Raw genomic sequence first — 21,309 nt, forward strand, 5'->3', positions numbered from 1 at the left:
TATGAGATAAATCCTTGTCTCACATTACGAGATCTGTCCATGGCGGATTGATGCTGGCCGTTCCTTTTCGGAATTCCTGAAATACAGCTTCGATCTATGATTGACGAGTAAGGTTAAGCGCTTCCCGTCCCGCAGCGACCTCGGCGGCAATGGCCAAGGTTGCGGGGAATCATCGCCGTTGCCCAGGACGGTTCGACCCGGCGGCCGTGCGGCAATTGCCGGCGCTCAGCCCTCTTCGCCGGTCACGCCGGCCGCATCCTGGGCCTTGAGCACTTCCGGGCGGGGCATCGAGATGACGTTGTAGCCGGAATCCACGTAGTGGATCTCGCCGGTGACGCCATTCGAGAGGTCCGAGAGCAGATAGAGCGCCGAGCCGCCGATATCCTCGATGGTCACCGTGCGGCGAAGCGGAGCATGCGCCTTCTGATAGGTGAACATCAGGCGCGCATCCGAGATGCCTGCGCCGGCAAGCGTGCGCACGGGACCGGCCGAGATGGCGTTGCAGCGGATCCCCTGCGGGCCAAGATCGGACGCGATGTAGCGCATGGAGGCTTCCAGCGCCGCCTTCGCCACACCCATCACGTTGTAGTTCGGCATGACCCGGGTCGAGCCGCCATAGGTGAGGGTGAGGAGCGAGCCGCCGTTCTTCATGCGCTTGGCCGCGCGCTGGGCGATCTCCGTGAAGGAGAAGCAGGAAATCACCATGGTGCGGGAAAAGTTCTCGCGGGTGGTGACGTCCACATAGGAGCCCTTGAGCTGCGACTTGTCGGAAAAGCCGATGGCGTGGACCACGAAGTCCAGGTTCTCCCATTGCTTGTCGAGAGTGTCGAACACGGCATCGACGGATGCGATGTCCTCCACGTCGCAGGGGATGACGAGACTGGAGCCCAGCGACTGCGCGAGCGGCGTCACGCGCTTGCCGAGGGCTTCGCCCTGATAGGTGAAGGCGAGTTCGGCGCCGTGCTGGGCCAGGGTCTTGGCGATGCCCCAGGCGATGGAATGGTCGTTGGCGACGCCCATGATGAGGCCGCGCTTTCCTTGCATCAGACCGGTCACTTGGGTCCCCCTATGCATCGGCTCCATCGTGCGACGCCAATTGTTATGAAAGTGTGCATCGCGGGCCGGAAGAATGGTGTGATGAAGCGTGTCCATGCGAGGCCCCTTGAAAATCGGTGGGGCATCGCATGGACCTGTCTCAGGTTGATGATTGTGTCTTACCCGTTGTAGCGGCTGAAGACGAGTGTGGCATTGGTGCCGCCGAAGCCGAAGGAGTTCGACAGGACCGTGTCCATCTTGGCATCGTCGACGCGGCTGCGAACGATGTTCATGTCGGCGAATTCCGGATCGAGCTCGTCGATATGGGCGCTCTCGCAGATGAAGCGGTTGTTCATCATCAGCAGCGAATAGATCGCCTCCTGCACGCCGGTGGCGCCCAGCGAGTGGCCGGTGAGCGACTTCGTCGCCGAGATCGGCGGGCACTTGTCGCCGGAACCGAAGACCGTGCGAATCGCCTCGATCTCCTTCTGGTCGCCGACCGGGGTCGAGGTGGCGTGCGGGTTGATGTAGTCGACCGGGTCGTGCACGTCTTTGAGCGCCATGCGCATGCAGCGGATCGCGCCCTCGCCCGAAGGGGCCACCATGTCGTAGCCGTCGGAGGTCAGCCCGTAGCCGACGATTTCGCCGTAGATGCGGGCGCCGCGCGCCTTGGCATGCTCCAGCTCCTCCAGCACCAGCACGCCGGCGCCGCCGGCGATGACGAAGCCGTCGCGGTTGGCGTCATAGGCGCGGGAGGCGCGGGTGGGCGTGTCGTTGTACTTGGTGGACATGGCGCCCATGGCGTCGAAGAGGTTGGACATGGTCCAGTCCAGATCCTCGCAGCCGCCGGCGAACATCATGTCCTGCTTGCCGTATTGAATCATCTCGTAGGCGTTGCCGACGCAATGGTTCGAGGTCGCGCAGGCCGAGGAGATGGAATAGTTCACGCCCTTGATCTTGAACCAGGTCGCAAGCGTCGCTGAGGCGGTCGACGACATGGCCTTGGGCACCGCGAAGGGACCGATGCGCTTGGGACCCTTCTCGCGGGTGATGTCGGCGGCTTCCATGATGATGCGGGTGGAAGGCCCGCCCGAACCCATGATGATGCCGGTGCGCTCGTTGGAGATGTCCGTCTCCTCGAGACCCGCGTCCCGGATCGCCTGATCCATGGCCACATGGTTCCAGGCCGTGCCGCGCGCATGGAAGCGCATGGCGCGCCGGTCGACCATCTCTTCCGGGTTGAGGCTCGGCGCACCCTGCACCTGGCAGCGGAAGCCGTACTTGGCGTAGTCCTCGGCCTTGCTGATGCCGGACTTCGCTTCGCGCAGAGAGGCCAGCACCTCCTGCGTGTTGTTGCCGATGGACGACACGATGCCCATTCCGGTGACGACGACGCGCCTCATAGCCTACCTCTTCAAAGGATCTTCGATGTCAGCCTTAACGATTCAACACGTAAGGTCGACGCCGCCCATTCTCAACACTTAAGCCATGCGAATGGGATGAAAGCGTGGTTCCCGCTCCACAAAACGCACGGCCGAACAGCAGGGCCGGTTCTTTAAAAAAGATCACGCTTTGTCAATATGATGGAGACGCTGACGTTGGGTCACCGCCTCCGATGCCTCAGCCGCCGGCGGGCGTCTCTGCCTGGAACAGGCCGACGCGCATGTCCTTCGCCTCGTAGATCCGGCGCCCGTCGGCCTCGAGCCAGCCATCGGCGATGCCGAGCACCAGCTTGGAGCGGAAGACACGCTTGAGATCGACGCCGTAGACCACCTTCTTGACGGACGGCAGGACTTGGTCGGAGAACTTGACCTCGCCGACGCCGAGCGCCCGGCCGCGACCGGCCGAGCCGCCCCAGCCGAGGAAGAAGCCGGTCATCTGCCAGAGGGCATCGAGCCCCAGGCAGCCCGGCATCACCGGGTCGCCCTTGAAGTGGCACGGGAAGAACCAGAGGTCCGGCCGCACGTCGAGCTCGGCGACCACATGGCCCTTGCCATAGGCGCCGCCGTCCTCACCGATGGAGGTGATGCGGTCGAACATCAGCATGGGGGGAAGCGGCAATTGCGCATTGCCGGGGCCGAACAACTCTCCGCGCCCGCAGGCAAGGAGCTCTTCATAGGTAAAGCTGGACTGGCGGGCCATTCCGGATGCCGATCCTTTCCTCGGTCTTAAAGGGGGCCTCAAGAACGCCTCGGGGCCGTGAATGCGGCTCTGGTAGCACAGGCTTGGCCATCCATCAAAGGACCCCGGCAGGATTCCTGCACCTGCCGGGAAATCATGCCGAGCGCTACCCGGAAGGGCCGCCTTGCGGCAACCCTCTCGCTTTCTTATGATTGTGGTGTTAGAAGCCCCTATTCGTCCAATCAGTTCCGCCGATGACCGATCCTTTGTCCGCCTATATCGAGTCTACCATCGCCCCGGCTCACCGGAGGGGATGCCCCGTGTCCGAGCTGCGGGACAAGCTGCGCCGCGTGGGCCTGCGCCCGACCCGGCAGCGCGTGTCCTTAGGCTGGCTCCTGTTCGGCAAGGGCGACCGGCATATCACGGCCGAAATGCTGTTCGACGAGGCGACCCGGGCCCGTGTCCCGGTCTCGCTGGCCACCGTCTACAACACTCTGCACCAGTTCACGGAAGCGGGCCTCCTGCGCCAGCTCGCGGTGGACGGAGCCAAGGCCTATTTCGACACCAACCCGACCGAGCATCACCATTTCTTCCTCGAGGAAGAGGGTGAGATCGTCGACATGCCCACTTCGGGCTTAAGCGTCGCCGACCTGCCCGAGCCTCCCGAAGGCATGGAAGTGGCCGGCGTCGAGGTCATCGTGCGCCTGCGCCGCAAGAGCGCCTAAGTCTCCGTCCCATCGCAACGGCGGCGGTTGGATTTCTGCGCCGAACGATGCGCAGCTCATGGGATTGAGCATCGGATCAATCCCAAAAGTGCCCTCCACTTTTGGGTCCGATGCTTCCAATGCCGCTCAGCCATATCCTCGCCGCTCTTCTCGTCACGGCCATCTGGGGCCTGAGCTTCGTCGTCATCAAGCTCGGGGTCGGCACCATGCCGCCGCTGCTGCTCGCGGCTCTGCGCTTTCTGTTCGCGGCCCTGCCGGCCGTTTTTTTCGTCCGGCTGCCGAAGACCGACTGGCGCCGGGTGGTCGCCTATGGCTTCTTCCTCGGCGTCGCTCAGTTCGGCCTGCTCTTCGCGGCGCTCGGCCTGGGCATGCCGGCGAGCCTCGCCTCCGTGGTGATGCAGGCGCAGGTCTTCTTCACGATCCTTTTCGCCGCCCTCGTCATGGGCGAGCGGCCGGGGCCGCATCAGGTGATCGGCGGCCTCGTCGCGAGCTTCGGCCTCATCCTGATCGCCTGGCCGCGCATGACCGGCGGCGGGGCGGTGCCCTTCCTCATGACGGTGCTTGCTGCCGCTTCCTGGGGCGTGGCCAACATCGTTTCCAAGAAGGCCGGCCGGGTCGACATGCTCGGCTTCATCGTCTGGTCGAGCCTGGTGGCGCCGCTGCCGCTCCTCGGCCTCTCGCTGTGGCTCGACGGTCCCGGTACGGTCTGGACGGCGCTGACGCAGATCGACCGGAATACCTTGCTCGCCGTGGCCTATCTCGCCTACCCGACCACGATCTTCGCCTTCGGGATCTGGGCCTATCTCCTGTCCCGCCATCCGGCGGCGACGGTCACGCCCTTCGCCCTCTTCGTGCCCGTTGCCGGCATTCTGGGCTCGGCCCTCATCCTCGGCGAGGAAATGCATCCGATCGAGGCCATGGGCGGCGCCGTGATCGTGCTGGGCCTCGCCTTCAATATCTTCGGCCCGCGCCTGATGGGTTCGCTTCGGCGTTAACGGTCTCTGGCACCCGTCCCAAATTACAGGCTCGAATTCGATCCTTGCAGGTACCTCTTCAGGTTGAATATAGCACTTATTAGCAATCTAAGATTGTTTGCTGTTCATGCTATCAACCCGATCGGGGGGCCTATACAGGGAGGCCTGTCATGGACTCACGGGTTTACAGCGTCGAAGAGGTTCGCGTCGAAGGCTTGGATGTCGTCGCCGGTGCTCCCCTGGCCATCACGGTATCGGCATGTGGGAAGGTGAACTCTACGGGTTGGACGAATCCGCGATTGAATCCTTGGATCTACATCGTTCCGCCGAAAGACGGGATTCTGGATCTCGATTTCACCGCGACAGCTCCAACCGGCTACGTTCTATTCGTCATTTCACCCATCTGTGCCGGGCTCGTCTTCCCTGTCCCGCATTGGGTGTGCGGGGTCCGGGTCCATGCTTCGACGAACAGCATGGAGGCCAAGTTCAACCGACCCAAGGAGGTCGTGGACCAGGACTTCCGAGGACTGCCCGGACCTTGGCCATTCCCCTGGCACGCGCCCTCAGCGACGAAGTAGCGTAAATAGGGCTGCCGCGCTAGCGCAGCAGCCCGAATCCGACCAGCGCGTAGGCGACGAGAAATATCGCGACGATGACATTGAGGAAGCGCGGGGCCACGATCGAAGCGGCGGCGAGAACCAGCGCGAGGATCGGGAGAGCGTTTTTAAGGCTGAGAGAAAGGGTCAAGGGGCAGACTTTCCTGGAGATGGAAACGATGTTGCCTTCTACCCGCCCATTGCTTGATAAATCGGAAAAATCCTACTCGACCGTCTCGTTGGGATAGACGCCCCACAGCTTCTCCTGCTGGATATAGCCGTCCACATCGCGGGCGCCGTCCATCACGATCATCACGCGGCACCATTTGCCGTCGCAGCCCTTGATGTTGGTGATCACGCCCGGCTGCAGATGAGCCACCACGCCGGCCTTGTCGTCGGTGCGGTCGACCAGGGTGATCGGCGGCTGGTTGCCCTTGGCCCAGGGCATGACGAGCGCCGTGCGCCGGCCCGAGAGCAGCGAATGCAGCACCCAGCCCTCCGTGCCTTCCGAATCGCGGATGCGCCGCCAGGTCTCGTATTCTGCGATGATCTCCACGGGCAGGCCGGCGCGCTGGAACACCCAGGCGGTCCGGTGATCCTTCGACGGCCCCTCGCGCAGGTTCACCCGGTCGGTCTTGAGGCTCACATAGCGCGGCACGGGAAGGCCGGTGCCGAGACGCCCGCCCGGAGGCTGCTGCTGGGCCGGCGCCGGCAAGGCGCTCAGGCCGACAAGAGCAAGGGCAAGGACGATCTTGCGCATGGTTCCCCCGGATGGTGTCTTTGTCTTGAGTCGAGGCTCTGGTAGAGAAGCTTGACGGAAACCGCCACGCGGCGGGTCGTCACCTTTGATCGCCGAGTCAGGGTTAAGAGAGCGTGAAACTCTTTGCATTTCGCGGCTTTTTCAATGTTGGGGGACGTTGAACCGATGAAGAAGAGACCAGTCGTCGTCGTCACCCGCCGCCTGCCCGACGTGATCGAGACGCGTCTGCGCGAATTGTTCGACACGCGCCTCAATCTCGAGGACAAGCCGCTCTCACCCGAGGAGCTCACTGACGCCGTCCGCACGGCCGACGTGCTGGTGCCCACGATCACCGACGAGATCGATTCCGCCGTGCTGGGCCAAGCCGGTCCGAACCTGAAGCTCATCGCCAATTTCGGCAACGGGGTCGACAACATCGACGTCGCGGCGGCGGTCGCGAAAGGCATCGCCGTCACCAACACCCCCGGCGTCCTCACCGAGGACACCGCCGACATGACCATGGCGCTGATCCTCGCCGTCGCGCGCCGCATCCCGGAGGGCGCCCGCGTGATCCCCGACGGGGAATGGGCCGGCTGGTCGCCGACCTGGATGCTCGGTCGGCGCATCACCGGAAAACGCCTCGGCATCGTCGGCATGGGCCGCATCGGCCAGGCGCTGGCGCGCCGCGCCAAGGCCTTCGGCCTGTCGATCCACTACCACAACCGCCGCCACGTGCCGCCGAAGATCGAAACCGAGCTCGAGGCGACCTATTGGGAATCCCTCGACCAGATGCTGGCGCGCATGGACATCGTCTCCGTGAACTGCCCGCATACGCCCGCCACCTATCACCTGCTCTCGGCCCGGCGCCTCAAGCTCATGAAGCCCGACGCGATCCTGGTGAACACGGCCCGCGGCGAGATCATCGACGAAGCTGCGCTCACCAAGCTCATCGAGGCGGGTGCCATCGCCGGCGCCGGCCTCGACGTGTTCGAGGAGGAGCCCGCCGTCAATCCGCGCCTCGTGCGCCTCGCCAAGCAGGGCAAGGTGGTGCTCCTGCCCCATATGGGCTCGGCCACCCATGAGGGGCGGGTCGCCATGGGCGAGAAGGTGATCGTCAACATCCGGGCCTTCGTCGACGGCCACAAGCCGCCGGACCGGGTGCTTCCGAGCATGCTGTAAGCGGGAAACAGACCGGAATTTTGTCTCTTGCACTAACGTCACGACATGAGCAGACTAACATAGGTTAGTTCCACTGATTCGCGTTCCCACCGCGTAGACCCCACCTTTCCCGCGAGCGCCCCCTGCTCTCATGAACGGCCACCCGACCCCGCAGCGGCCCGTGGTGCTCCTCGTCGAGGATGAGCCCTTCGTTCGCATGGCAGCCGCCGACGCGCTCCAGGATGCCGGGTTCGAGGTGATCGAGACCGTCCATGCGCAGGCGGCGCAGGAGGTGCTCCGGAGTCGTGACGACATTCGGGTCGTCTTTACCGACGTGAGGATGCCGGGCTCCATGAACGGCCTCGAGCTTGCCACCCTCGTGCGCCGCTGTTGGCCGCATATTTCGCTCGTAGTCACGTCCGGTCACCTGGAACCGGCCTGCTGCCTGCTGCCCGAAGCCGCGGTTTTCATCGCCAAGCCCTATGCGGAAAACACGCCGGCGCAGGTCATACAGGCCCTGCTCGCTTAGACCACCCGGAGCACCCGGGCCGCTCGCCGAAATCGTGAAGCTTGGGACAAGGCGACGCGCACCCTAAAACCATTCTAGGAATATAACATATGTGAGTGCGGCCGAGATTGGTCTTTGGCGAGAACAGAATTTCCTGTTTCGTTCTGCGGCCCTTATGACCAACCCCCTGATTTTGAAGCTCGAACAGCGCGACAGTTTGTCGGACGCCGAGAAAAGAGCGTTGGAAAACGCGATCGCGCGGATTCGGATCGTCGAGGCCGACGAGGACATCGTGCGCGAGGGAGATCGCCCGAACGAGAGCTGCCTGCTCCTCGACGGCTTCGCCGCGCGATACAAGATCGTGTCGAACGGACGGCGGCAGATTTCCGCTCTGCAGATCGCCGGCGATTTCATCGACCTTCACAGCTTTCTCTTGAAGACGATGGACCATGGAGTCCTGGCACTCACCACCTGCCGCATCGCGACAGTCCCTCACGCGACGCTGGAAAAGATCACCGCCGAGTTTCCGCATCTCACCCGCATGCTCTGGCTCGATACCCTGATCGACGGCGCCATCCACCGCGAATGGCTCACCGCCATGGGACGTCTTTCCGTCACGGCGCATATGGCGCAGCTGATCTGCGAACTCTTCCTGCGACTCAAGGCGGTCGGCCGCATCGAGGGCGACACGATCTACCTTCCGATCACGCAGGCGGAACTCGGCGACACGCTCGGTCTCTCGACGGTCCACGTGAATCGCGTGCTGCAGGAATTGCGCAAGGAAGGGATGATCCGTTTCCAGGGTGACGCGTTGACCATTCTCGACTGGGAGCGGCTGAAGAGCGTGGGCGAGTTCAACCACACCTATCTCAGCCTCCAGAACGAAGACCGGTAGCCTCAAACTGCGGATACACGATGCGTGACATCACTCTCCAGCCCATGCCGGTTTTGGCGGATGGCGGCAGGCATGAAGGACAGCTCATTCTCGCGGATGGGCAATTGGTGGCCGTCTTCACCTGGGTGACGTCTGAGGAAACCGCCGGCGGGGACGAGCGCGCCGGAGGCTGGTTTCTCGAGGCGGGCTTCGGTCCGTGCAGCAGCCTGATCAGTGCGACACCCCCGGTTCTCGCCACGCTCAATGATGCGGTGAGCTGGGTGCGGGATCGATTGGATCACGGCCTGACCCCCTGACGGGGTCACTGCAGCCGCGAAATGATCTCGGCAGCCGCCCGCTCGCCCTCCTCCCACGCGCCGCCCGCCGTGCCCCACTGCGCGCGCGAGAGCGCCTCGCCCGCAAACCAGATCCTGTCTCCGACCGGCGCCTTCAAAATATCGCGGATCGCATAGAGTCCCGGCGGCACCACGGCCCAGGAGGCGCGCGACCAGGGATCGTTCCGCCAGGCGGTGGCATGCATGGCCGAGAGATTGCGGATCGCCTTGTGCCCGAAATGCTCCGCCAGCACCGAGCGGGCATAGCGATAGGGCGCATTCGCATCGCGCCGGTCGAACCCAGCGGCGATGGGCTGGTCGAGCTCGAAGAAATGGAACGGCGTGCCGTCGATGCGGGTGAGGAGCCCTGGCGGCTGTCGGTGGGTGCCGGTGAGGCTCGCCAACCGGTCGGCGCCGCGAAACGGCGCATCGGGCCAGTGCAGCACCACATGCTCGTAGACGCCCTGGGTGAAGCCGTGGATTGCTTCCCCGACGGCGTCGGGCAGGGCTGGAGCGAAGCGGATCGCCTCCCGCTGCAGCACCGCCATCGGCGCCGTGACGATCGCGGCCTTCGCGTGGAGCGTGCCGGCGGAGCTCTCGATCCGCACGCCCTGCCCGGACCAGTCGATGGCATGGACGGCCGTGCCGAGCCGGATCGGCACGCCATGGGTGAGCCGGCAGATATAGGCGCCGAGCCCGCCGGCGATGAAGAGATTGTCCGAATATTCCATGCTTGGAAAATCGTGCAGGCTCACCTCGTCGAGCGGCCGGCCCGAGACCAGGCCATGGATCGTCGCGACGCGCCGGCCCTGCGGTCCCATGGGCGGCAGGGTCTTGGAGGCCGGCTGATCGTCCCGTGCCTTCGCTCCTTGAGTCATGGCCCGGTCGGCCATGTCGAAGGCGCGGTCGAGCGCTGCGCGCTCGCTGCGGCTGCCCGGCCTGCCGCGCACGAAGAAATGCCCGTTGACCGGTGCACGGCGCAAGGGTTCGTGCCGCTCCCGCCCGAGCTTCACCAGCGGGTTGATCGGGCCGGCATGGAGCCAGTGGGCGCCGAGATCGAGCGGGTGGCCCCTGAACCGGCGTGTCACTGTCCGTCCGCCGATGCGCCCGCGCGCCTCGAGGATCGTCACGCTCAGGCCGGAGGCGAGGAGGCCACGTGCTGCGGCGATTCCGGCGCTGCCTGCGCCGATGATCACCACGTCCGGCGCCGCAGTGGGATCGGTTGGCGTTTCACTTGTCGCGGACACGGCTTCCTCCACCCCTCGCTTTGCGGCTGGTTCGTTCATAAGTAAACTCCGCGTTCCGCATCGGGCGGGGCTGCTGGGGCAAGGCATGATGCCTTGAAGGAGACGAACGACAGATGCTGATCCAATCGGTTTTCGCGGCGGCCCGCGAGATTTTCTCGCCCGCTTTGCGGCGCATTCTCTGGAAATCGATTGGATTGACGATCGCGCTGCTGATCCTGGTCTGGCTCGGCCTGACCAAGCTGTTCGATATCTTCCTCACCAATCACGCCTTGAGCGCCACTTATCCGATCATCGACAGCTTCGCCTTCTTCCTCGCCGGCTTCGGCCTCTTCGTCGCTCTCATCTACCTGCTGCCGGCGGTTTCGGCCATCGTGGCGGGCTACTTCCTCGACGATGTGGCCGACGTGGTCGAAAGCAAGGATTATCCCGCCGATCCGCCCGGGCGCGCCCTGCCCTTCGGCCAATCCCTGTTCTACGGCCTGCGCTTCGCCGGCCTGTCGCTGCTGGTGAACCTCGTCGCCCTGCTCCTGTTCTTCATCCCCGGCGTCAATATCGCCGCGTTCTTCGTCGCCAACGCGTATCTGCTCGGGCGCGAATATTTCGAGCTTGCGGCCGGCCGCTTCTGGCCGGCGGAGGAGGTGGCGCGGCTGCGCAACGAGCATCGCGGAACCGTGCTCGCCGCCGGCGCCGTCGTGGCGGCCCTGGTGCTCGTGCCGGTGCTGAACCTGCTCGTGCCGATCTTCGGCGCAGCGATGATGGTTCACCTGCACAAGAAGCTTACCCGCGACCGGGCCGCATCGATGACGCTGGTCCGGGACGAGCGCGCCGCTCTGAAGAATTCCCGAAGCGCCTGAGATTCGGGCGTCTTACCGGCCGGTCGTGGTCGACGGGGCGTTGCGCTTGAGGTCGAACTGGCCGGTCTTGCGGAAGCGCAGGATGTAGCTCGGCACGATGGCTTCGATGGTGGTGGGCGTGAGGCCCAGGCCCTGGAGCGTGCGGTTTTCGGCAATCGCATCCGCGGAGACCACGTTGTCGCTCTCCAGCAGGATCGCCTGGTCGCGGGTGGTGACGAGTTCGTCCGGGATCAGGCCCAGCGTCAGCCAGTCGAGCGTGCCGAGCACGCCGCCCATGGCCCGGGCGAGATTGTTCGGCAGCGCCACGATGGCGCGCTTGCGCTCGGTGACCGCGAAGACGAAGTCCATCATCTCGCGCATGGTGCGGATCTCGGGCCCGCCGAGCTCATAGGTTCGGCCGCCCGGCACGCCACCCTCCACGGCACGTACGATCGCCTCGGCCACATCGCCGGCATAGACCGGCTGAAACCGCGTCTCGGCGCCGGGCAGCGGCAGGACGGGGAGCATGCGGGCGAGCGCTGCGAAGCGGTTGAAGGAGCTGTCGCCCGGCCCGAACATCAGCGACGGACGCAGGATGACCGCATCCGGCCGTTCCCGGAGCAGGGCTGACTCGCCCTCGGCCTTGGAGCGGGCATAATCCGATTCGGACGCGGCATCGGCGCCCAGCGCCGAGACCTGGGTGAACGAGACGGCCTTCGTCGCATGCCGCGCGATCATCGCCGGCGCCTGCGCCTGGAGGGCATTGAAGCGCTGCCGGCCGGTCTCCTGCAGGATGCCGACCAGGTTGACCACATGATCGGCCCGCGCCACGGCGTGGGCGATCGAATCCTCGTTGCGCAGGTTCGCATGGATCGGCGTGATCTGGCCGACCTTGCCGAGGGGGAGGAAGTTCGAGAGGTTCGGCTGCCTTGTCGGCACCAGGATACGGTAGCCGCGCTGGGCAAGCGCGCCCACCACATAGCGGCCGAGAAAGCCCGATCCGCCGAAGACGGTGACGGTTTGCTGCTCAGGCGTGCGAAGGGCACCGATCATGAAACTCTCCTGCCCTGACAGGGCTAGCATCGAGCTTGGGGGTCAAGTTTAACTTGGGGGTCAAGTTCAAAACGTCTCTAGTCAAACCCCGCTCCCCTGTGAAGAGGCGCGGCCCAAGAAAGCGCATCCGCCGCATTTTCACCGATTGACGCGCCGCCAGAACCACCGTAAACGAAGCCTCGCCGACGAGGCATGCCCAGGTGGCGGAATTGGTAGACGCACTGCTTTCAGGTAGCAGCGGGTAACACCGTGGAGGTTCGAGTCCTCTCCTGGGCACCATCTTTCCTGGATGGTCCACCGCCTTTCTAATCAACGATTTCCCCTAATCCTTCAACGCTCTTGCGGGTCTCTGGTCTCACACAGGGGTCTCACACATGCGTTCACGATGGCTCGTCCGTGGAAGGACAAGAAGACGGGCAAACTACACCTACGACAACGTATCCCGAGCGACATGAGGGGCCTCAAAGGCACCTTTGTTACACTCCCGGTTGGCAAGCGAACCAAAACAATCAAGATTGGTGAGATGGTCCAGATGTCCCTTCACACTAGGGACACCATCGAGGCCAAGCGGCTCCATGCTATTGCCGATGCGGCCCTCAAGAGGTTCTGGGAGGCGCACCGGACGGGGGAAGGGGCCAACAGTAGTGACAATCTTGGTCCGGCAGCGAGTTGGCTGCCAGAGCAGGGGTTAATGACTGCAACACCCAAGCCCCAACCAGACAGTGATCTTATAACCACAGATGCTCTAATAGAGAGATGGTTGGCCTACCATTCGGACAAGAAGGCCAAGAACACACTGAAGCGGTACAAAGCCAGCCTGAGATCCCTTGCCGCTTATACAGGAGCGCGTGACGTCCGAGCCCTGACGGATGACGACCTACATGCTTGGGCCGAGCATCGACGTGATAAGGACGGTGTGAGTCCTCGGGCGATCAACAAAAACGACCTCGTTGCGGCTAGTTCGATGTTCAAATGGGCGTTAGATCGGAACGGGAGGCGGTTAATGGCAACTAATCCCGCTGCAGGAGTTCGCTTGGGTGAGCCCAAAGCATTAGTGAAGCGGGAACGAACCTTTCGTCCAAATGAGATAAGGGCAATCCTCAAGGCTTCTTTGAACGTACAGCCCCATCCAAGAGATCTATCTATCTCCAATGCCGCCCGTTGGTGTCCTTGGCTTGCGGCCTATTCAGGGGCAAGAATTGGGGAGCTTTGTAACCTCCGAGGAACAGACATTTGGGCAGAAGAGGGCGTTCTCATTATGCACCTTCGGAGAACGAAGAGTGGTATCCCTCGGAAAGTGCCCATTCATACCCACTTGCTGGAGCAGGGTTTCTTCGAGTTTGTGAGATCTTGTGGCGGGAAACCACTATTCTATGACGAAGCTCGGCACCGGACAGGAGCATTAACAGATCCCGCCGAGATCAGGGCACAACAACTCGCAATTTGGGTTCGTGAGGCCGCAGGGCTGAATGATCGTGATGTAGATCCGCAACACGGATGGAGACACTCTTTCAAGACCATTGCACTTGGGGCAGGTATCGATGAGCGCATACGAGATGCCATCACAGGGCACAAGGTTGCGTCAGTCGGTAGGAAGTATGAGTCACCCCCTGTCCCGATGTTGGCGGAAGCCCTTCTGCGCTTTCCACGGTACAAGCTTTGAAGACTTCGGAGCTACCCCGATCCTCTGGTAGTGTGTAGTAAGGCATCGGGGCCTTGGGAATATGCCAAGCAGTTGGGTTCCCCATCCTGACTACCACCCAGGTTCATGCTCCGAGCCAAAGTTCCCATGCTATCGTTTCAACCGTTTGAAGAGGATTGGAGCAGACAGTGGTGGAACTCTTCATCGACACAGGGCAGGTGCGATTCGTCGAAAGACCGGGAAAAGGTTTGATCGTTGAACAGGGCGACCAGAAGTATCTCGCCCGTGGCTGGAGATTGACACCTGAGTTCGAGGCCACTGTACGGAAAATTCTAGATCACGGCCTCACGTGCCTGATACGGAGAATGCAACCCAGTCCCAAGCACCTGAACACCGATAAAGGCGTGGAGTATATCGGCTTTAGCCGCACTGCTAATGAGCGCTGGGTTATGGTGCTTGACCAGTACTCAGGACGACCATCGATTGACCGCATAACTGTAGAGAAGGGCTATAGAGATGTTCTAGCTGATGCCAAGGTGCCATTCGTTTGGGAGACCTCGGGAGGCCAGAACATCTTCGTTGAAAGCAAGTATGTTCGTGAACTGCTTGCAGCCCTCACCTCGGAAGCCATCGAAGCGGTAGAGCATCAACGGGGATTATCACCAAGTGTAAGCTGGGGGCGGTCAGGACTTATCGTCTCCGAAGCCGCCCTGCAGTCGGCCTTGGCACTCTCTTTAAGGGCTGGACTGTTCAACGAGTTCTTTGGATCAGTCATCAAGGTTGTTGAGCATCCCCGCTGGGGACGTATCGAGAATGGAGCATTGCCCTACAAACTGGATATCCCTGATATCATCCTACTAACCAAGGAGACGATGTTCATTCTTGAATTGAAGGTAAATCAGATCGGAACCCAATCCATACATCAGGCGATCCGCTACCTTGATAACCCCAGCGCGCTTCTCCTTGCCGAGGGACGCCAATTGCAAGGTGTTGTAATCGGGCCTCGCCTGTCGCCGAACATCGAAAATCCAATCGCGTTCAAGAACCATGCGTGTGCTCCAATCCGCGTGCTGACCTATTTGCGTTCGGAGGCGGGTAATCTTCTACTGTCAGAGGCAGCAGGTGCCATGTCAGGTGACTCTCTAGAACTCTCACTGCTCCCTCAGGTCCAATAACACCAAAAAAGCCTTTAACCCGACTTTTGAAAGTGCCCTCCCACCTTAGCCCCCTGGGGTCACTTTTGGCGGGCGGGACTCCTAAGAAGCCCAGGGCTCAAAACTCTCTTCAGAATCTTGGTTCCTGCCGCTCCTTTGTCGGCAAGTAATCTGGCTCAATCTCAGCTGACACAAAGGAACTGACCACGAGGAGCGCAATCCCAATCCAGGTGAGGAAGGGCCTATATGATAAGGAGCCCACCACCTCCGCTGCGGTATATGCGACTTGGCAAGGCGTAGTTGTGTAGAACAGGCAAGGCCACGCGTTCTGAAACAGATCCGGGACCTTCACAGAGATTGCACTGCTCACCCTTTCAAAAAACCAGTACCACCACGTGACAGAAGCAGCCACGCAAGTGAACCCGAGTGCTTTCAGCCAGCCATTCAAGCTCATTGGTTCTTAGCCCCACGCAATTTCTGGGATTGTTTCGTAACTTTCCTTAGGGAGAGCTTAAGCCATCCTCAGGTTCAAGTTCTTGCGGAGCAGCTACCTCGGTACTGGGAGGGAATCGGTAAACCAGCGAGCGAAGTGTGCCGGGAATGAACTGCTGGAAAGCTCAACCCGTCCGAGGATTTGAAAACGGTTGTAATTATTACGTTTCCCGAATCCGTGACCTCAAGGAAGTTCCAGGCTGTCTCCCCCTGCCAGAAGCTAACTTTCACGGCCCCTACATTGCCGATGAATTGTGCCTCATGCCGTTGAAGGTTGAGACTAGCAAAGGTGAAATCCATACTTCCCTTAGTCGCATCCGCCGACCAATCACCGGCATACTTCGCCGCTATGCCTTGATCAAAGGTGCATACGAACGCCTTTGGTTCGGAAGCGAAAGCGTTAGTTATCGGACAGAGGAGCAAAGACGCCGCAGCAACGGTTGTAATCTTCATTGGCGAAATTCCCACACCAATCCTGATGCTATCGGTATCACCGAGAGCCAGCTATAGGCTTTCTGCGGTGAGCCTCTGAATCTTCCTAGAAATTTAGGTGAGGGCCGCTGCTCCCTCAGGTCCAACAACACCAACAAGGCATTTAGCGGTGTTTTTGAAATACCCTACTGGCTCAGCCCCCCTAGGGTCATCTTTGGCGGGTGGGACTCCCAAGAAGCCTTAGGCAATTCCTACGGGATACAGCCTAGGGCGCTAATTCAAAGCGAAGCTCAGATAGACAGCGACCAGCAAGCTCAGAAAGCTCACCCCAAGGGCAGCCAGCAAGATCACGAAAAGGTCTTTGGTGTCATCAGTGTCCATAGTTTGCCCCTACGGAAGCTCTATGCAAACGGACGACGCCCTTGGTTTATTCCTTATAGGGTAGCCCAAACTGTCACCAGTGGCTTGGTAGCCCCTTTGGTTAGTCGTCTTGAACAATCAGCCTCTCAATAAGTTAGGACGCTCACGGAGGCTGAAATGTTGCTCAACGGTGATCCGCTCCTTATCCGCGCTGAAGCTGTGATCAACGAGGCATCTCGGCTCCGGGTTGCCCATCAGCAATTCCATGCTGACGTCCTCCGGCAGGTTGAGCGGATGAAACAGATCGAGGCGGAACTTGATAAGATGCTACCCCACCCGCCTGAGGAGCTTGCCATCGTACGAGGAATCCTTGCGCACGAAACAGAGCTTTTAAAACCTGATACAGAACAGCAATCGTAACATAGTTTAAGGCAATCGTGGGCAGATCAGCCCATGCTGCAAGCTATGAGCAAGTTACAGTTCGACAAGCAGCAGATGCACCTACGCTGGCGCACAACGCACCTTGCGCTCAAGCTGTCCAAAAAGAGGGTTGAAGATACCAAGCGCATAATCGAGGACAGCGGCAAGCTGATTGACCGGCCTGTATATCCCTTTGATCCCCGGACGGCTCCCAAACTCGACAAGTGAGCCTTACGAACGCGCAGAAAGAAAAACCCCAAGCGATAAACTTGGGGCTCTCCTAGGCGGGAGGTTTGTGAGTCTCTCGATAGCCTGAACCAAGGACACGCGGGGCTAAACGACCCTGGATGTATGAACAACGCCACAGCGCCGCCTTAGATCCTTTAGACTCGATGATTTCGCTCAGGCGAAAGCGTGGCTCGACAACAAGGGAGGACTCAAAGCCGTAAGCGAGTTCAACACGTGCGGAAACATTCTCCACTCAGGCTGTTACCGACAAAACGGGAGCAGTTATGTCTGAAGCCGATAGAGCGGTGTACTACCGAGGATTAAAGCAAGAGCTGGACTTGCGGGAAACAGAGGCTCGGCTTCTCGCGGCTGCGGCCGAAAAGCTTGAAAGGGAGGGGCAAAGCTCATTGGCTGAGTCGATCCGAGATATGTGGCGTCTCAATGAGGTGGGGCGGCTTAGGCTTCAGACACAGTTAGGTGCTCTATTCTTCTGTTGAACAATGGTTGCACCTTGGCCTAGCCATAAGGGAATGGCCGTTTGGCCTGTATGCTCTTAGGCGGCATGGGCAACTCTTTGTAGGTTTCTCCCATCACAGCCCTTTGGATCACACTGCGATTAACCCCGTAGTCCCGAGCGAACCTGCTCCACTCCCGTTCACCACAAGCATATCTCAAGCGAGCCTCAAGAACCTGTTCAGGGGTAAGCTTCGCGGAAGGGGACGGCACGGCGAATCTCCATAAGAACGAAAAGGGAACATCTCATAGAGGTTGAGGGTTCGTCCACGGGTTGAACTTGAGCCTGTGAACAGTGGGGACACTCTGTCGGCTCGGACCACAATTGGCGACTAGTCCCTCTCCTGATCTCGCTCGGCCTAAAGGTACCTGTACCCCTAGTTACCATTTTGATAGGCGGAGACGTTTCCCAGAAAAGGGTGTGGGTGGATGCTGGGGGTCTTAAAAGTGTCTGTGAATTTTCCAGGGTCTTTCACTGCAGTCTTCGGTGGGAACAACACCACAACAAGGTTTAGCGGGATCTTCAAAGTGGGATGTGCCCTTGAGCCCAAGGGGGGTCGATTTTGGCTCTGGAGTCCCTGAACACCCGACCAAAAGAGCCCTCCTAGTAAGAGCCTGGATGGCCTCAGGCCAGTCCATGAAAAGCTTTCTCTGCATGGGCACAAACTATGTTACAGCGTGGTCTTAAGCTTCCAGTACTCCTGACAATCATGGGCCTATGCTTGGACTATTTCGTCAACGGCTTTCCTGCTGCTTGAAGTTTAGCATTTAGCGCAGCTTTCCGCTCCGCCCGTACTGCTGGTTGGACATAGAAGTGCTGGAACATCTCCTCAACTATCTCTAGACACCACTCAGCTTCGTGTGGCTCTACATCAATCACCTGAAGTGATGTTCTATCTGTGATCGGATGTGCAGAGAAATTGCCAAAGTTCCGCACCCCATCAATCATGTCCCTGAGGCTTAGAGGGAGGCCTTTGGAGGGATCATTCTCGTTGAGAACCAAATCAATTTCTTTGGCCAAGTCGCGGTCTTTATATCCTTGCCCATGAAGAATTGCCTGTAAGCAGCGACGAGCAAGAGCGGCGGCAGCTTTGGGACTGATTGGAAGAACGCCACATGCCTCTGTGTAGTCCTTCGCAATATGCTGAGGAACTTCTTTTGGTGCTGGACCACGTGAGGAAGTGAGCGGAAAGACCTGTCGCCACTCCAACTCAGGCATGAGGTTCGCAAAAGCCTCAAGCGCTGAGTCGCCTTTGACGACCTTGGTTGGGACCTTTATCTTACCCAGTTCAAGGATGTCTTTCTTGCAGGTTGGGCAAGCTGCTAACCGTATCCTCCAGACAGATCGCTTACCATCTCGAGTGATTTCGTTGTCCTGCCAGTTTTCATGAAAGCTGATTGAGCAATGAGGGCACTTCATGTCGGTCTCGTTTAGCGCGTAGCTTTTCCTAATTCGGTTTGAGATGGGTTACAACTTCGGCTTCTTGTAAAATTGCCAAACGTTGGTATGGTGGATTTACACAGAGGCCAACCACCATGCTCCGCCCCAACACGGCCATTGCTTATTACCGGGTTTCAACCAAGAAGCAGGGGCGCAGCGGGCTTGGGCTGGAGGCACAGCGTGAGGCTGTTCATAGGTTCGCAGCGCAGGAAGGCGTTGAGATCCTGGCTGAATACACCGAGGTTGAAACTGGCAAGGGCTCTGATGCTCTTGAGCAGCGCCCCCACCTCGCCTCAGCTATCGAGAAGGCCCAGCGCCTCAACTCCATCGTCCTGACCGCAAAACTGGATCGCCTCTCTCGTGATGTCCACTTCATCAGCGGTCTTATGAAACACAAGATCCGGTTTGTCGTCACCGAGCTTGGGGCCGATGCTGATCCCTTCATGCTTCATCTATATGCAGCATTGGCGGAGAAGGAACGCTCTCTGATTGCCCAGAGGACCAGGGATGCCCTGGCTGTGGCTAAGGCCCGAGGGGTGAGGCTTGGAAATCCTAAAGGGGCCGAGCATCTCAAAGGGCGAGGCAACAAAGAAGCGGTGGAAGCTGTCGCCCAAAGGGCCGACGATAGAGCCAAGATGCTTGTTGGCGTCTTGGACGACCTAAGGGCTCAGGGAACTACCTCAGCCAATGGCATTGCAAACGTCCTCAATAGCCAGGGTATAGCTACTGCTAGGGGTGGCAAATGGACGGCTAGGAGCGTCCTGAATGTCCTTAAGAGGCTCAGTGAGTAATCTCTGGCACAGGGATAATGCTAGGGATCAAGCTAGTCGCGGCCTGTGAAGCTTTTGAACAGATTAGATCGTGTTGACACATCAGCAATCAAACACTTCAACACTCTAAGTATTCAACATATAAACATCTATATATTATTTGTTTCTTAGTTGAGAATCATTTCTAGTTCAGTTATGGAAACGTCAATTAAATTGACAGTAGGTACCATAACCAATGGATGATTTGGCCTTTATTAGGCGTGAGGAGCTTCTGGGTGCTCCTATGGCCACCCTAACTCGCAGGGCTGACACACCTGAAGCCAAGAGCCTTGTGGGGGCTGTTGTGGCTGTCCTGGAGGATCATGAGTCAAGCCAGGGCACCAGGAAGCGCAAGCGTGATGATGAGGCTCAGAGAGGCTTAGATAGGGCTGTAGAGGCCTTTCTGGGGGACCTGTATCTAGGAGCTAGGAAAGCCAAGGGTGCTTGGGTTTACCGTTCACGCCACACCAACAGCTTCACTGGTGAGGAGGTTAGCGCACGTCACTTTAAAGCCGTCGTCGATGCCATGGAGCCCTTGGGACTCATTGAGATTGTTAAGGGCTTCAATGCCCCCAAGATCGTCCAATGGGAGGGCTTTCCAGACAGCCGATACCAACAGGGGAAAGCCGCCCGCTACAGGGCTACACAAGTGTTGCTGGAACTGGGCTCAAGGGCAGGGGTGGAGGTCATTAAGGCTGGGCGGCATTTCCAAGAACCTAAGCCCACAGAGCTAGTCATCCTCAAGGATTCCTCGCACTGGGAGGGTAAAGATAAGATACCTGGAAAGCGTATAAGCTTCCTCAAGACGCCTCACGTGGACCATATTGAAGCTGAGGTAAGGTTAATCAACGCGTTCCTAGAGGGTGTAAACATCCAGGGAGGCATCCATAGGGGCTTCTATACAGTCTACAACATGGGCAATATCCCAGGATTTAACTGGAATAAGGGTGGGCGGCTCTATAGCGTTGGTAATGACAGCTACCAGCGGGACAGTGGTGAGACACGCCGGAATATGGCCCTGGATGGTGAGCCAGTGGCCGAGTTGGATATCAGGGCAAGCTATTTGACTGTCCTACACGGCAAGCTTGGTGTACCCCTCAAGGCTGATGGTGATGATCTTTATGAAGTTCCTGGGATCAGTAACAGAGACATTGTGAAGGGTTGGCTGATTGCCACCCTGAGCAAGAATGGACACCTGAAAAGGTGGCCTAAGGAGCAAGCGAAGGCTTTCCTCAAGGACAACGGGCGCGACCTGGAACAGGCTTATCCCATCCAGACCGTCAAGGAAGCCATGGTAACCAAGTATCCTGTCTTGAAGTCATGGGGTCAGGTTGAGGTTGATTGGGGAGACCTGATGTGGGCTGAGGCTAAGGCGATCAGGGGGGCAATAATCCAGCTCATCAAGACGCGCCAAGTGCCCAGCTTGCCTGTTCATGACTCTTTGCTGGTGCCTGTGTCTGCGATCCTCCAAGCCATGGACGCTCTAACAGACAATTATAAATATCACTGCAAAATTGAACCCAGGATCAAGATCAATCCTGAGAAGTGGGATATATAACTTCGTGTATATGTCCTTATATGAATACTAATAGCCTAAGTCTCTCCTAAGTGCATCTTAAG

At 59.6% G+C, this 21,309-nt stretch carries 22 protein-coding genes and 1 tRNA gene; 15 read left to right on the forward strand and 8 right to left on the reverse strand.

What is annotated here, in order from left to right; genetic code table 11:
• Positions 1-225: 225 nt before the first annotated feature.
• From fabI to fabA, 3 genes are all read right to left on the reverse strand, one after another.
• On the reverse strand, positions 226-1,056 hold the full coding sequence (gene fabI / locus JKL46_RS00430; protein WP_343073991.1) for an enoyl-ACP reductase FabI: 831 nt from the start codon (positions 1,054-1,056) through the stop codon (positions 226-228).
• Positions 1,057-1,214: 158 nt separating this feature from the next.
• Positions 1,215-2,438, reverse strand: a complete 1,224-nt coding sequence (fabB, locus tag JKL46_RS00435; RefSeq protein ID WP_201829166.1) for a beta-ketoacyl-ACP synthase I — start codon at positions 2,436-2,438, stop codon at positions 1,215-1,217.
• 217 nt (positions 2,439-2,655) lie between these two features.
• Positions 2,656-3,177: a 3-hydroxyacyl-[acyl-carrier-protein] dehydratase FabA gene (fabA, locus tag JKL46_RS00440; protein WP_201829168.1), complete on the reverse strand. Its 522-nt coding sequence runs from the start codon at positions 3,175-3,177 to the stop codon at positions 2,656-2,658.
• Between the two features lie 233 nt (positions 3,178-3,410).
• Between fabA and irr the strand changes: the two genes are divergently transcribed.
• The 3 genes from irr (at position 3,411) to JKL46_RS00455 (ending at position 5,433) form a co-directional block, all read left to right on the forward strand.
• The gene (gene irr / locus JKL46_RS00445; protein WP_246529074.1) at positions 3,411-3,881 is read left to right on the forward strand and encodes a Fur family transcriptional regulator Irr; all 471 of its coding nucleotides are present in this window, start codon (positions 3,411-3,413) and stop codon (positions 3,879-3,881) included.
• Positions 3,882-4,000: 119 nt separating this feature from the next.
• Complete coding sequence (locus JKL46_RS00450) at positions 4,001-4,876, forward strand: EamA family transporter (protein ID WP_201829172.1); 876 nt, start codon at positions 4,001-4,003, stop codon at positions 4,874-4,876.
• 149 nt (positions 4,877-5,025) lie between these two features.
• Positions 5,026-5,433, forward strand: coding sequence for a hypothetical protein (locus JKL46_RS00455; protein ID WP_201829174.1), 408 nt, complete (start codon positions 5,026-5,028; stop codon positions 5,431-5,433).
• A 19-nt stretch (positions 5,434-5,452) separates the two neighbouring features.
• On the opposite strand, the gene JKL46_RS00460 is transcribed toward JKL46_RS00455, so the two are convergent.
• The gene (locus JKL46_RS00460; RefSeq protein ID WP_201829176.1) at positions 5,453-5,602 is read right to left on the reverse strand and encodes a DUF3096 domain-containing protein; all 150 of its coding nucleotides are present in this window, start codon (positions 5,600-5,602) and stop codon (positions 5,453-5,455) included.
• 72 nt (positions 5,603-5,674) lie between these two features.
• Positions 5,675-6,211, reverse strand: a complete 537-nt coding sequence (locus JKL46_RS00465; protein WP_201829178.1) for an SH3 domain-containing protein — start codon at positions 6,209-6,211, stop codon at positions 5,675-5,677.
• 165 nt (positions 6,212-6,376) lie between these two features.
• Here JKL46_RS00465 and JKL46_RS00470 point away from each other — a divergent pair, with 165 nt between their 5' ends.
• From JKL46_RS00470 to JKL46_RS00485, 4 genes are all read left to right on the forward strand, one after another.
• The gene (locus JKL46_RS00470) at positions 6,377-7,369 is read left to right on the forward strand and encodes a 2-hydroxyacid dehydrogenase (protein ID WP_201829180.1); all 993 of its coding nucleotides are present in this window, start codon (positions 6,377-6,379) and stop codon (positions 7,367-7,369) included.
• A gap of 130 nt (positions 7,370-7,499) precedes the next feature.
• Positions 7,500-7,877 carry a response regulator gene (locus JKL46_RS00475; RefSeq protein WP_201829182.1) on the forward strand — a complete coding sequence of 126 codons (378 nt, stop codon included), beginning with the start codon at positions 7,500-7,502 and terminating at the stop codon, positions 7,875-7,877.
• Positions 7,878-8,031: 154 nt separating this feature from the next.
• The gene (locus JKL46_RS00480; protein ID WP_201829184.1) at positions 8,032-8,751 is read left to right on the forward strand and encodes a Crp/Fnr family transcriptional regulator; all 720 of its coding nucleotides are present in this window, start codon (positions 8,032-8,034) and stop codon (positions 8,749-8,751) included.
• 20 nt (positions 8,752-8,771) lie between these two features.
• Entirely contained in the window at positions 8,772-9,047 is a 276-nt protein-coding gene (locus JKL46_RS00485) for a hypothetical protein (protein WP_246529075.1), read from the forward strand.
• A gap of 5 nt (positions 9,048-9,052) precedes the next feature.
• Here the strand turns inward: JKL46_RS00485 and JKL46_RS00490 are convergent, their stop codons facing one another.
• A complete protein-coding gene (locus JKL46_RS00490; RefSeq protein ID WP_343073992.1) occupies positions 9,053-10,312 on the reverse strand; it encodes a flavin monoamine oxidase family protein in 1,260 nt (419 codons plus the stop codon).
• A 113-nt stretch (positions 10,313-10,425) separates the two neighbouring features.
• Here JKL46_RS00490 and JKL46_RS00495 point away from each other — a divergent pair, with 113 nt between their 5' ends.
• Positions 10,426-11,166, forward strand: a complete 741-nt coding sequence (locus JKL46_RS00495; RefSeq protein ID WP_201829188.1) for a sulfate transporter family protein — start codon at positions 10,426-10,428, stop codon at positions 11,164-11,166.
• A gap of 12 nt (positions 11,167-11,178) precedes the next feature.
• On the opposite strand, the gene JKL46_RS00500 is transcribed toward JKL46_RS00495, so the two are convergent.
• Positions 11,179-12,198, reverse strand: a complete 1,020-nt coding sequence (locus JKL46_RS00500; protein WP_201829190.1) for a complex I NDUFA9 subunit family protein — start codon at positions 12,196-12,198, stop codon at positions 11,179-11,181.
• A 194-nt stretch (positions 12,199-12,392) separates the two neighbouring features.
• Between JKL46_RS00500 and JKL46_RS00505 the strand changes: the two genes are divergently transcribed.
• The 5 genes from JKL46_RS00505 to JKL46_RS00525 all read left to right on the forward strand — a co-directional run bounded on the left by JKL46_RS00505 (position 12,393) and on the right by JKL46_RS00525 (position 16,926).
• Positions 12,393-12,477, forward strand: a tRNA-Leu gene (locus tag JKL46_RS00505).
• Between the two features lie 106 nt (positions 12,478-12,583).
• A complete protein-coding gene (locus tag JKL46_RS36785; protein ID WP_425493225.1) occupies positions 12,584-13,861 on the forward strand; it encodes a DUF6538 domain-containing protein in 1,278 nt (425 codons plus the stop codon).
• Positions 13,862-14,031: 170 nt separating this feature from the next.
• Entirely contained in the window at positions 14,032-15,015 is a 984-nt protein-coding gene (locus tag JKL46_RS00515; protein WP_201829194.1) for a hypothetical protein, read from the forward strand.
• Between the two features lie 1,440 nt (positions 15,016-16,455).
• On the forward strand, positions 16,456-16,698 hold the full coding sequence (locus JKL46_RS00520) for a hypothetical protein (RefSeq protein ID WP_201829196.1): 243 nt from the start codon (positions 16,456-16,458) through the stop codon (positions 16,696-16,698).
• A gap of 33 nt (positions 16,699-16,731) precedes the next feature.
• A complete protein-coding gene (locus JKL46_RS00525; RefSeq protein WP_201829198.1) occupies positions 16,732-16,926 on the forward strand; it encodes a hypothetical protein in 195 nt (64 codons plus the stop codon).
• A 1,240-nt stretch (positions 16,927-18,166) separates the two neighbouring features.
• Here the strand turns inward: JKL46_RS00525 and JKL46_RS00530 are convergent.
• Complete coding sequence (locus tag JKL46_RS00530; RefSeq protein WP_201829200.1) at positions 18,167-18,859, reverse strand: DUF4145 domain-containing protein; 693 nt, start codon at positions 18,857-18,859, stop codon at positions 18,167-18,169.
• A gap of 116 nt (positions 18,860-18,975) precedes the next feature.
• Between JKL46_RS00530 and JKL46_RS00535 the strand changes: the two genes are divergently transcribed.
• Complete coding sequence (locus JKL46_RS00535) at positions 18,976-19,671, forward strand: recombinase family protein (RefSeq protein ID WP_201829202.1); 696 nt, start codon at positions 18,976-18,978, stop codon at positions 19,669-19,671.
• A gap of 214 nt (positions 19,672-19,885) precedes the next feature.
• Positions 19,886-21,247: a hypothetical protein gene (locus tag JKL46_RS00540; RefSeq protein WP_201829204.1), complete on the forward strand. Its 1,362-nt coding sequence runs from the start codon at positions 19,886-19,888 to the stop codon at positions 21,245-21,247.
• Positions 21,248-21,309 lie beyond the last annotated feature (62 nt).

This window comes from Microvirga zambiensis WSM3693 (genome assembly GCF_016735695.1).
Lineage (GTDB): Bacteria > Pseudomonadota > Alphaproteobacteria > Rhizobiales > Beijerinckiaceae > Microvirga > Microvirga zambiensis.

Bases quoted from the DNA above. Each gene is read 5' to 3' on its own strand.
- fabB (WP_201829166.1), bottom strand. From the start codon at position 2,438: ATGAGGCGCGTCGTCGTCACCGGAATGGGCATCGTGTCGTCCATCGGC.
- fabA (WP_201829168.1), bottom strand. From the start codon at position 3,177: ATGGCCCGCCAGTCCAGCTTTACCTATGAAGAGCTCCTTGCCTGCGGG.
- irr (WP_246529074.1), top strand. From the start codon at position 3,411: ATGACCGATCCTTTGTCCGCCTATATCGAGTCTACCATCGCCCCGGCT.
- JKL46_RS00450 (WP_201829172.1), top strand. From the start codon at position 4,001: ATGCCGCTCAGCCATATCCTCGCCGCTCTTCTCGTCACGGCCATCTGG.
- JKL46_RS00455 (WP_201829174.1), top strand. From the start codon at position 5,026: ATGGACTCACGGGTTTACAGCGTCGAAGAGGTTCGCGTCGAAGGCTTG.
- JKL46_RS00465 (WP_201829178.1), bottom strand. From the start codon at position 6,211: ATGCGCAAGATCGTCCTTGCCCTTGCTCTTGTCGGCCTGAGCGCCTTG.
- JKL46_RS00470 (WP_201829180.1), top strand. From the start codon at position 6,377: ATGAAGAAGAGACCAGTCGTCGTCGTCACCCGCCGCCTGCCCGACGTG.
- JKL46_RS00475 (WP_201829182.1), top strand. From the start codon at position 7,500: ATGAACGGCCACCCGACCCCGCAGCGGCCCGTGGTGCTCCTCGTCGAG.
- JKL46_RS00480 (WP_201829184.1), top strand. From the start codon at position 8,032: ATGACCAACCCCCTGATTTTGAAGCTCGAACAGCGCGACAGTTTGTCG.
- JKL46_RS00485 (WP_246529075.1), top strand. From the start codon at position 8,772: ATGCGTGACATCACTCTCCAGCCCATGCCGGTTTTGGCGGATGGCGGC.
- JKL46_RS00495 (WP_201829188.1), top strand. From the start codon at position 10,426: ATGCTGATCCAATCGGTTTTCGCGGCGGCCCGCGAGATTTTCTCGCCC.
- JKL46_RS00500 (WP_201829190.1), bottom strand. From the start codon at position 12,198: ATGATCGGTGCCCTTCGCACGCCTGAGCAGCAAACCGTCACCGTCTTC.
- JKL46_RS36785 (WP_425493225.1), top strand. From the start codon at position 12,584: ATGGCTCGTCCGTGGAAGGACAAGAAGACGGGCAAACTACACCTACGA.
- JKL46_RS00520 (WP_201829196.1), top strand. From the start codon at position 16,456: ATGTTGCTCAACGGTGATCCGCTCCTTATCCGCGCTGAAGCTGTGATC.
- JKL46_RS00525 (WP_201829198.1), top strand. From the start codon at position 16,732: ATGCTGCAAGCTATGAGCAAGTTACAGTTCGACAAGCAGCAGATGCAC.
- JKL46_RS00530 (WP_201829200.1), bottom strand. From the start codon at position 18,859: ATGAAGTGCCCTCATTGCTCAATCAGCTTTCATGAAAACTGGCAGGAC.
- JKL46_RS00535 (WP_201829202.1), top strand. From the start codon at position 18,976: ATGCTCCGCCCCAACACGGCCATTGCTTATTACCGGGTTTCAACCAAG.
- JKL46_RS00540 (WP_201829204.1), top strand. From the start codon at position 19,886: ATGGATGATTTGGCCTTTATTAGGCGTGAGGAGCTTCTGGGTGCTCCT.